Here is a 9,831-nt window from a genome sequence, read left to right as displayed (position 1 = left end):
CACCGCCATCGCGGCCTCGCGGTGCTCGTGCGCTCCTACAGTTCAAGACTTGATTGCCGAGGTCTACGCCAGCTTGAAATGACCACGCAGCGCCGCGATATGCTCTGGCCCAATCCCGCAGCAGCCACCGATCACCGAAGCGCCCTGCTCTACCCAGGTATTCGCCCACTGGGCATAGGCGTCAGGCCCCAGGTCTTCGCGGATGTCGTGCAGGGTGTCGTTCGCGCCCTCTTCTTCCACTTCCATCACCGGAAACGCGTTGGCATACACGCCCAACTCGATCTGCGCTGAGGCTGCCTCAATCACCTCACGCGCAGCCGCCAGTGCGGCGGCCATGACTTCCGGTTGACTGCAGTTGAACAGCACCGCACGGGCACCCAGTTCAATGGCGACCGCCGCCGCTTCAGCAACCGTTTCGCCGGAGCGCAAACGAGGGCCATGGTCTTCACCATCTTCCAGGGTAAACGACAGCCACAACGGCTTCTCATCCTGGCCCAGCGCTTCACGTACCGCGCGCACTTCCGCAATCGAGCTCTGGGTTTCAGCCAGCCACACGTCGACACTGGCCTTCAGCCCCTCAATCAGGATGCGATGTATTGCGACCGACTGATCATGGTCGAACAGGTCCGGGCGATAAGACCCCAGAGCCGGCGGCAACGAACCCGCGACCTGAACGGGCTGCGAAGCCTCTACTGCAGCCTTGCGCGCAAGCTCGCCCGCCAATTCCGAGAGCGCCGGGGCAGCGGCTATAAAGCGTTCTTCACCCAAGTGGAACGGCACCAGCGCATAGCTGTTGGTGGTGATTATCCGCGCCCCGGCATTGATGAAGGCCTGATGCGCCTTCAGGACAAATTCCGGTGCTTCAATCAGCGCCAATGCCGACCATTCAGGCTGACGAAATGGCGCGCCGATACGCATGAGCTCCCGCCCCATGCCGCCGTCGAGCAAGCGCAGAGGAATTGTTTTGTGGATCGCAGACATGGGAACTCCTGAAAACTGGACGCCCGTCACGAGCATGCACGTAACGGGTAAATGAATGGAAAACAGGGACGGTATATGAACGCTAAAACCGTGCTTATAACCAAAGAACAGGCATATAGATCAATTAATAATTAAGGACATTTTTAATATCGCGTTTAAATATATACCAATTATTTGTATTCGATCTATTCGGTGATGTGATGAATTTACGTGCTGTTTTGCCTTTGAGTCTTGCCCTGCTGTCCGTCTGCTCCACCGCGATGGCGGGTGCGACGCTGGATAAAATCAATAAAAAAGGTGAAATGGTCGGTGTGATGATGGAGAACTACCCACCGTTTTCTTTCCTCAATGAGCAAAACCAGCTGGATGGCTTTGACGTCGATGTGGCAAAAGCCGTCGCCGACAAGCTGGGCGTGAAACTGCAATTGGCGACACCATCCTGGGATGTTATCGCCGCAGGCCATTGGGGTAGCCGTTATGACGTGTGCATCTGCTCGATGACACCCAGCCAGGCCCGTGCTCAGGTGTTCAACTTCCCGGTTGAGTACTATCAGTCGCCAGCGGTCATTGTGGTCAACGCCAAGAGTGACGCGATCAAGTCCGCCAAAGACCTTTCCGGTAAAAAAGTCGGCGTCATCAGCGCTTCGACCTACGAGGCTTACCTGAACAAGGATCTGGTGATTGAAGGCGCAGAAGACAAGCCCATCAGTTACCCGTTCGACGCTGTTCAGGCTGCGCCGTACGACAACGAAACCGTGGCTTTCCAGGACCTGGCACTGGGCGCAGGTGTGCGTCTCGACGCCATGGTCACCAACCTGATCACTGCGCGTGAGCGCATTAATCAGGACCCACGCTTCAAGATCGCTGGCGACACGCTTTACGCCGAACCTAACGTCATCGCGACCGAAAAAGGCGATGCTGAATGGGATGCCAAGCTGACCAAAGTCATCGCCGAGCTCAAGGCCGATGGCACGCTGGGCAAGATCTCCCAGAAATGGATCGGCTCCGACATTACCCAATGAGCCAGCATCAACCTGCCCCGCCTGACCTGAACGCCGGATCTTCGCGCCTGCTGCGAATGTTCGGCTTTAAAACGCGCTTGTATCTCACCTGGATGGTGATGCTGGGTCTGTGCATCGCGTTTTTCATGAGCTTCGACCTGAAGTTCTCGATCATTGCCGCGAAATGGGAATATCTGGTCGGGCTGCATCTGGCGCCCAATGGCTTCCTGCAAGGCGCGGCGCTGACCCTTTTCCTGTGCTTCTGCTCGATATGGCTGTCGCTGATACTGGGCTTTGCCACGGCGCTGGCGCGCTTGTCCAACAGTGCAGTCGCGTTTGGTATCGCCAGTTTTTACGCGTCGTTCTTCCGTGGCACGCCGCTGCTGATTCAGATTCTGTTGATCTACCTCGGTCTGCCGCAACTGGGCGTGGTACCGGGTGCAATCAGTGCGGGCATCATTGCCCTGTCGCTGAACTACGGCGCGTACCTGAGCGAGATCTTTCGCGCAGGCATCATCGGTGTTTCTCCCGGGCAACGCGAAGCCGCTGCGGCGCTGGGCATGCGCCCGACCGTGGTGTTCTGGCAAATCACCCTGCCGCAAGCGATGCGCACCATCATTCCACCGACCACCAGCCAGTTCATTTCGATGCTCAAGGACTCCTCTCTGATATCGGTCATGGGTGTCTGGGAAGTGATGTTCCTTGCCCAGTCTTATGGCCGGTCGTCCTACCGCTATATCGAAATGCTGACCACTGCAGCGCTGATCTACTGGCTGCTGTCCATTGGGCTGGAGTTGATTCAGGCACGCCTGGAGCGGCACTACGGCAAGGCCTACAAGAACCAGCGCTGACCTGACCTCAGCTATCCGGGTGCTCTCGTCACTGGCGGTGGACCGATGCGATGGGCGCAGCTAACCTGTCGCCCTTGCTTCCCGCCGACAGAGACTGAAATGACGATCAACCTGGACACCGTATTCGAACGCCACGGCACCGACAGCAAGAAGTGGAGTCTGTACCCCGCCGACGTGCTGCCCATGTGGGTCGCGGACATGGACTTCCCCGTGGCCGAGCCGATCATTCAGGCGCTGCAGAAACGACTCGCGCATCCGCTGCTCGGCTACGGCGTGGCCCAGGACAACCTGCGCCAGACAGTAGTTGACTACCTCTGGGAGCGTTACAGCTGGCGCGTTCAGCCTCAAGAGCTGGTGTTTCTACCCGGTGTCGAACCCGGCTTCAACATGGCGCTCAACGCACTGGTACCGGCCGACTCGGGCGTCGTCCTCCAAACGCCAAATTACTCACCGCTGTCTCACGCACCGAATCACTGGCAGCAGCCGCGCATCGAATTGCCGTTCAAAGCCGACGCCCATGGCGAGTACCACACGGATATTGCCGCGCTGAATAACAAACTGGTAAACGCCGGTGCCTTGTTGCTGAGCAATCCGCACAACCCGCTCGGCAAAGTATTCAGCGGCGAAGAATTGCACCTGATCGGTGAAGCGTGCGTACAGCACGACGTTCTGATCATTTCTGACGATATACACGCTGATATCCTTTTCGATGGCCGTCGACATGTCCCTATTGCATCCCTCAGCCCACAGATCGCCCAGCGCACCATCACCCTTATGTCGGCCAGCAAGGCCTACAACATTGCCGGACTGAAGACTGCTTATGCCGTGATTCAGGACGAGTCTCTGCGTAAACGCTTCAACGCTGGTCGTCTGGGGCTGGTCGACAGCGTCAACGTGCTGGGCCTGGAAGCCACTCGTGCGGCGTACAGCGAGTGCGCGGACTGGTTAAGCCAGGTCAATGCCTACTTGCAAGCCAACCGTGACTATCTCGCGCAAGCGGTGAAATCCCGCCTGCCCGGCGTCGTCATGCACCTGCCGCAAAGCACCTACCTTGCCTGGCTGGACTGTTCGGCGCTGGGCCTGGATGACCCACAGAAATTCTTCCTCGATCACGCCAAAGTAGGCCTGAGTGCCGGAGCGGAATTTGGTGACGATTGCCAGCAGTTCGTGCGGTTGAACTTTGGCTGCCCACGAGCACTGCTGGAAGAAGGCCTGGCGCGGATGGAGCGCAGTTTGCGAGATCGCTGAGGCGTCGGCGCTGTAACCTGTGGGAGCGGTGCTTGCCCGCGATAAGGCTGGACGCAATCTAGAGCGAACCATGTCCAGCCTTATCGCGGGCAAGCACCGCTCCCACAGGTACCAACACCTCAAATTTCGGGCCGTTACAAGCCCTTCTGCCAGGCACAAAAAAGCCCGGCTAGCCGGGCTGTTCCTGTTCAGATCTCGCGATCAATAACGCTGATACTGCGAGCCGAATTCTTTGCGGTTTTCTGCAACCACTACCTTCTTGTCCAGATTGACTTCAACGCGGTCGAAGGTTTTGTTACCAGCACCGGCAACACGGACTTCCGGGGATGAAGTAGTGGCGCGGTCAGCAACCTGAGTGGTCGCAGCGACTGCCTGAATGGGCGATGTGCTGGCGAAAGCGCTGGTTGCGGTCAGAATTGAAAGGGCAAAGCTCAAAGCGATAGTGCGTTTCATGATGTGGCTCCAATAGTTGTTTCGAAGTGATGGGGCCAATCTAAAGTCACTGCCGCGTTATGAAAAACCACCCTTACAGATACTGATTATCAGCCCCGCTGATGCTGGAGCGCGAGGCGTCTAGCTCGCGCTTGCCCAGCAATAGCGGGACATTTACCGCCTGATAGTCACTCCGGCTTGCGTAACAGAACCCGGGTAACACGTCGCTCTTCAACACCCACAACGGTCATGTCCCAGCCTTCCCAGTCGAGTTTGTCGCCAATCCTCGGCAAGCGATCCAGCAGGCTCATTACCAGACCGGCGAGGGTCTGATAGTCCTCGGTTGCATGGGCCTGAAAACCGACCCGCTCGCGCACCTGGCTCAGGTTAAGGCCTCCGGAAACAATGAAACCGCCTTCATCGGCCACAACGTCCGGACCTTCTATTTCACTGGCGTCCGGCAACTCACCGGCGATGGACTCCAGAATGTCGGTCATGGTCAACAGGCCGATAAAGTCACCGAATTCGTTGATCACGAAGGCGATGTGCGTTGACTCTTTGCGCATCTGCTCCAAGGCGTTCAGGATCGTGAAGCTTTCCAGTAAGTTGATCGCTTTACGCGCCATGAACTCCAGATTCGGCTCATTGCCGGACAGCAACTCCTTGAGCAACTCCTTCTTGTGCACGAAGCCCAATGGCTCATCCACACGGCCTTCACGAATCAGCGGCAGGCGCGAATAGGACGAATGCATCAGCTTGGTACGCACCGTTTCCGGGTCGTCCGACACGTCGATCAGATCCACCTCGGCCCTTGGCGTCATGGCCGAACGAATCGGCCGCTCGGCCAGTTGCAGTACGCCGCTGATCATCACCCGCTCACGACGGTGGAACACCGCCTCGGTCTGTTCACCTTCAAGCAGGTCAGCGATTTCCTCGCCCACCTCATCAGCATCCAGCTTGCGACCACCCAACAGGCGCAGTACCGCATGAGCCGTGCGTTCACGCATAGGCCGCGCACCGTGCAACGACTTCTTGCGACGCTTGCGAGCGACCTGATTGAACAGCTCGATCAGGATCGAGAAGCCAATCGCCGCATACAGATAGCCTTTAGGGATATGGAAGCCCAGGCCTTCGGCGGTCAGGCTGAAGCCGATCATCATCAGGAAGCCCAGACACAGCATGATCACGGTCGGGTGCGAGTTGACGAATTTGGTCAGCGGTTTGCTGGCGATGATCATCAGGCCGATGGAGAAAATCACGGCAATCATCATCACGGCCAGGTGCTCGACCATACCCACGGCGGTAATCACCGCGTCCAGGGAGAACACGGCGTCCAGCACCACGATTTGCGCAACGATGGGCCAGAATCTGGCGTAGGTGCTGTTGCTGGTGCGCTCGGCAACATGACCTTCGAGTCGCTCGTGCAATTCCATCGTGGCCTTGAACAGCAGGAACACACCACCAAACAGCATGATCAGGTCTCGCCCAGAGAAGCTGTGGTCGAACAGCTCGAACAGCGGCGCGGTCAGGGTCACCATCCAGGAAATACTGGCCAGCAAGCCAAGGCGCATGATCAACGCCAGCGACAGGCCGATGACCCGCGCCTTGTCACGCTGCTCGGGAGGCAACTTGTCAGCGAGAATCGCGATGAACACCAGGTTATCGATGCCCAACACCAGTTCCAGAACGATCAGAGTGAGCAGGCCAAGCCAGGCCGTGGGATCAGCTATCCATTCCATAGAACTATTGAATCTCTCGCAGACGGGATTTGACGGACGTTGGTGAGCCTGCCGGACGTAAAAACACGTCGGCCGCAAAGGACACACTAGACGGATTATCGAAGGGGGTATTCAGACGAGCTGATCCTGAGGAGGAAGCGGGATCGAAGCTCAAGTTAAAGGCAAAGCAACCGGGAGGTTCCTGTACGGTGTTCATACAATCCTGAGATTTATTACGGGCTGTGATCCTACAACGGAAAAGTCACTTTCCTACTCACGAAAAGTATTACAAAGCTTGACATCAGTTTGCCGTCGCCGCCCTCCGCGATCTGATCCAACGGGCAATCTGTTTGAACTTACTGGGTCTGTGCGTGCCCTTTCTATACGTGCCGGGCATTCCGCCGGGCGATTCTGGAGGCTTATCTCATGCCAGATGCACAGGGCAAAATCCGTTACGCAGTGGTTGCCGGAGGCTGGATTTCTCAAGGGGCGTTCATGCCCGGCGTCGATCAGACTGATAACTCGGTGATGACTGCACTGGTCACTGGCGACCCGATCAAAGCCGACAAACTGGCTGAGCTTTACGACCTGAAAAGCTATCACTACGACGAATTCGACACCTTGCTCAAATCGGGTGAAATCGACGCTATTTACCTGGCCACGCCTAACTTTCGTCATCGAGAGTTCGCCGTACCGGCACTGGAAGCCGGGATCCATGTGCTGCTCGAGAAGCCCATGGCAACCAGCGAAGAGGATTGCATCGCAATCACCGAAGCCGCCAAGCGATCGGGTTCCAAGCTGATGATTGCGTACCGACTGCATTTCGAGCCGGGCACCGTGGAGATGATCAACCGGGTTCGCGCCGGTGAAATCGGCGATCCGAGGTTGTTTACAGCCACCTTTGCGCAGACCACAGACCCGAAAAATCACCGTATGCAAAGCGGCTACTGGGCCGGTCCCGCAGCAGATATGGGGCCTTACCCGATCAATGCTGTGCGTAACCTCTTCGATGCAGAACCCCTGGAAGTGAATGCTGTAGCGGTCCACACACCGGGGCGAGAGATCAACACGCCGGATACCGTCAGCGTCACGCTGCGTTTTCCTGAAGAACGACTGGCGCAATTCACCGTCAGTTACAGCCTGCCCGCCACAGAGCGTTATCAGTTAATCGGTACCAAGGGCGAGTTCGAAGCATCGCCATGCTTTGGTTTTGGTGAAGGCGTTGCGATCAGTTACCGCGCCATCATTGGCGACGAGACACAAGAGCATGAGCATCCGGTCGTTGATCAGTTTGGCGGTGAAACCCAATACTTCTCTGACTGCATCCTCCAGGACCGCGAACCAGAGCCTGACGGCGATGAAGGCTGGCGCGATGTACGAGTGCTGGCGGCGATCGAACGCAGCCTTGAAACCGGTCAGACGCAGAAACTCGAACCCTTGCCGAATCGCCCAGGTATCAGCATTGAACAGGCTCGCCGTTTGCCACTGGCCAAAGTGCCCAAGTACATCAATACCGATGAGCCAAATGAGTAGCGGCCCGAACAGACACAGAATCTTCGTCTGCAGCAATCACTGCACCGCCACACAGCGCTAACCGGTAGGAGCGAACTTGTTCGCGAGGCGTCTGGCCGCATTCACCGCGTCAAACCCTCGCCAACAAGTTGCCTCCTACCTGATAAGCGCCAGGGCTGAATACTGTCTTCCCCGCTGGAGACTTTCCCGTGGGGTACTTTCTAAAGTTTTCATGTTAACGGCCGCTACAAAGTAGATACAAAACCAACTACGCCAGCATGGAAGCGCTATGACCTCTATCTCGTTAGTTACTGCCAACACGCCGCTCACGCCCAGCCTGACTACCACGACAGTACCGGTGACCACCGAAAATACTGCTCCGACACTCGCCAATTCTCCGGCGTCCGTGGTCATGCTCGGTGTCGATTCCAAGGTTGCCGACGCGGCCGTTTACTCCATCCGCGGAGGCCTGTCCAACACTGCGCCGGTGTACACCCTGGAACAGGATGTGCGCGACGCCGTGACTGTAGCGATGACGGGCAATATGTCGACTTCCGCGACTGCCGGGCGTTTTCAGGGATTGGGCGCGGCCTTGCTGGAGCAATTGGCAAAAGGCGGCGCAAGTTCGATCTCGCAGTCGCTGGTCAAATCCGCCGCGGGCGATGTGAAAGATGCCAGCGCGGTTAAATCCGCTCAGGCGCAACTACACGGCAGCGCAGATAACACCATCACGCTGACCCTGAAAACTACCAGTGGCGCGACCATCACACTAAACCTGAGCAGTCAGGATGAAGGTGTCGCAGTCAGCGCAGACGTCACCGGCGGTGGGCTCAATGACGCTGAACTTGAAGCGCTGACCTCTCTGGCCGGGTCATTTCAGGGCGCGATTGATGGCATGACCGCAGGTAAGCCACGCCTGAACCTGGGCGACCTCGCTCAACTTGACCCAGATATGTTTTCCTCGATCGACCTCAGCGCACGCCTGAAAGTCGGCGAGGATCAATACCAGACACTCAGCTTCAAGGCTGACGAGCAAGCCAAATCAGTCGACATGAGCGGGCCAACCGGCAATGTTCAACTGAGCGTCAAAAACAACAGTGCCATCCTTGGCAACGCGCAACAGCAAGCAAAGGCAGTGCAAAGCTACCTGGAACAATTTGATGCAGCGCAAAGCCGTGGCGAAGGTGACGAGGACCTGATGGCGCTGTTCAAAGATGCGTTCTCGTCACTGCAGAGCACGACTAAAAGCCTGAGCGGCACCGCCAGCTCCAACCTGAACAGCATTGATCGCTCAATGCTGACCGGGCTTGCCGATTTCAGCGCCTCTTTGACGCAGACCAGTCTGTACCCCAATCCGATACGCCCCGCCGAGGTCGACAAGTTCTCCTACCAGGCTTCGCAAACGACGCAGACCAAAGGCACCTCAAGCGCGGACAGGTCTGTGGAGCAGAGCCAGACGTCCAGCCTTAGCGCCTCGTACCACAAGAGTCTTTATCCAGGCACGGCGCTGACGCTGAACCGAGACTCGAAGTCGCAGAATTATTATTTCTACCAGATCGAAGACAAAGCGAGCAGTACCACGCGTATTGGCTACGATAAAGGCAAACTGGTTGAGGCCAGCTCTACCCAGAACGTCAGCCAGTCCACGACCCGATTGAAGTATGAAGAAGGCAAACTGGTCGATACGACGACTACGCCGAGAGAAGTTTCCAAGTCTCGTAATCTGCTGGGTATGATCGAAGACGCGCTGCGCAACGACCGCAACTCACGGATGACAACAGGCCTGTCAACGCTTGAAGACGATCTGATGGCCGTCCATGCCAAAGTACTGCTGCAAACCAATCCTTCGTCGGTAGCCGACTGATAACAAGGCCGCGAGCAAGGCTCACTCCTACAGGAGTGAGCGTTGTATTCCAGACATTGCGTTGCCTCGCAGGACTCGTCAGTTGTTATCAAAATCAACTATCTGATTTGGAAATGCTCTTACTGTAGGAGTGAGCTTGCTCGCGATAACGTCGAATCAGACGATAATTTCTCAACCGGTGTACCGCTATCGCGAGCAAGCTCACTCCTACAGGCCCCAGTTTT

Annotated in this window: 8 protein-coding genes; 5 read left to right on the top strand and 3 right to left on the bottom strand. The window is 56.9% G+C overall.

Features of this window, described 5'->3' with window-relative positions; all coding sequences use genetic code 11:
* Nucleotides 1–63 precede the first annotated feature (63 nt).
* Entirely contained in the window at nucleotides 64–981 is a 918-nt protein-coding gene (locus tag AUC61_RS24655; protein WP_243248893.1) for a homocysteine S-methyltransferase family protein, read from the bottom strand.
* A 200-nt stretch (nucleotides 982–1,181) separates the two neighbouring features.
* Here AUC61_RS24655 and AUC61_RS24650 point away from each other — a divergent pair, with 200 nt between their 5' ends.
* The 3 genes from AUC61_RS24650 (at nucleotide 1,182) to AUC61_RS24640 (ending at nucleotide 4,081) form a co-directional block, all read left to right on the top strand.
* Nucleotides 1,182–2,003, top strand: a complete 822-nt coding sequence (locus tag AUC61_RS24650) for a transporter substrate-binding domain-containing protein (RefSeq protein WP_243248891.1) — start codon at nucleotides 1,182–1,184, stop codon at nucleotides 2,001–2,003.
* A complete protein-coding gene (locus AUC61_RS24645; RefSeq protein WP_122664293.1) occupies nucleotides 2,000–2,833 on the top strand; it encodes an amino acid ABC transporter permease in 834 nt (277 codons plus the stop codon). The genes AUC61_RS24650 and AUC61_RS24645 overlap by 4 nt, the downstream gene beginning before the upstream one ends.
* A 99-nt stretch (nucleotides 2,834–2,932) precedes the next feature.
* Nucleotides 2,933–4,081: a MalY/PatB family protein gene (locus AUC61_RS24640; protein ID WP_243248888.1), complete on the top strand. Its 1,149-nt coding sequence runs from the start codon at nucleotides 2,933–2,935 to the stop codon at nucleotides 4,079–4,081.
* A 201-nt stretch (nucleotides 4,082–4,282) separates the two neighbouring features.
* Here the strand turns inward: AUC61_RS24640 and AUC61_RS24635 are convergent, their stop codons facing one another.
* A complete protein-coding gene (locus AUC61_RS24635; protein WP_243248886.1) occupies nucleotides 4,283–4,534 on the bottom strand; it encodes a hypothetical protein in 252 nt (83 codons plus the stop codon).
* Nucleotides 4,535–4,701: 167 nt separating this feature from the next.
* On the bottom strand, nucleotides 4,702–6,252 hold the full coding sequence (locus tag AUC61_RS24630; protein WP_243248883.1) for a TerC family protein: 1,551 nt from the start codon (nucleotides 6,250–6,252) through the stop codon (nucleotides 4,702–4,704).
* 405 nt (nucleotides 6,253–6,657) lie between these two features.
* Between AUC61_RS24630 and AUC61_RS24625 the strand changes: the two genes are divergently transcribed.
* Nucleotides 6,658–7,764: a Gfo/Idh/MocA family protein gene (locus tag AUC61_RS24625; RefSeq protein WP_243248881.1), complete on the top strand. Its 1,107-nt coding sequence runs from the start codon at nucleotides 6,658–6,660 to the stop codon at nucleotides 7,762–7,764.
* Between the two features lie 268 nt (nucleotides 7,765–8,032).
* Nucleotides 8,033–9,607: a lactate dehydrogenase gene (locus AUC61_RS24620; protein WP_243248879.1), complete on the top strand. Its 1,575-nt coding sequence runs from the start codon at nucleotides 8,033–8,035 to the stop codon at nucleotides 9,605–9,607.
* Nucleotides 9,608–9,831: the final 224 nt, after the last annotated feature.

The sequence above is a fragment of the Pseudomonas maioricensis genome, from assembly GCF_022790535.1.
GTDB lineage: Bacteria > Pseudomonadota > Gammaproteobacteria > Pseudomonadales > Pseudomonadaceae > Aquipseudomonas > Aquipseudomonas maioricensis.
This window is presented reverse-complemented; position numbering and strand designations above follow the sequence as displayed.

What these genes read in the sequence shown, in the direction of transcription:
- AUC61_RS24655 (WP_243248893.1), bottom strand. Translation starts at nt 981, where the DNA reads ATGTCTGCGATCCACAAAACAATTCCTCTGCGCTTGCTCGACGGCGGC.
- AUC61_RS24650 (WP_243248891.1), top strand. Translation starts at nt 1,182, where the DNA reads ATGAATTTACGTGCTGTTTTGCCTTTGAGTCTTGCCCTGCTGTCCGTC.
- AUC61_RS24645 (WP_122664293.1), top strand. Translation starts at nt 2,000, where the DNA reads ATGAGCCAGCATCAACCTGCCCCGCCTGACCTGAACGCCGGATCTTCG.
- AUC61_RS24640 (WP_243248888.1), top strand. Translation starts at nt 2,933, where the DNA reads ATGACGATCAACCTGGACACCGTATTCGAACGCCACGGCACCGACAGC.
- AUC61_RS24635 (WP_243248886.1), bottom strand. Translation starts at nt 4,534, where the DNA reads ATGAAACGCACTATCGCTTTGAGCTTTGCCCTTTCAATTCTGACCGCA.
- AUC61_RS24630 (WP_243248883.1), bottom strand. Translation starts at nt 6,252, where the DNA reads ATGGAATGGATAGCTGATCCCACGGCCTGGCTTGGCCTGCTCACTCTG.
- AUC61_RS24625 (WP_243248881.1), top strand. Translation starts at nt 6,658, where the DNA reads ATGCCAGATGCACAGGGCAAAATCCGTTACGCAGTGGTTGCCGGAGGC.
- AUC61_RS24620 (WP_243248879.1), top strand. Translation starts at nt 8,033, where the DNA reads ATGACCTCTATCTCGTTAGTTACTGCCAACACGCCGCTCACGCCCAGC.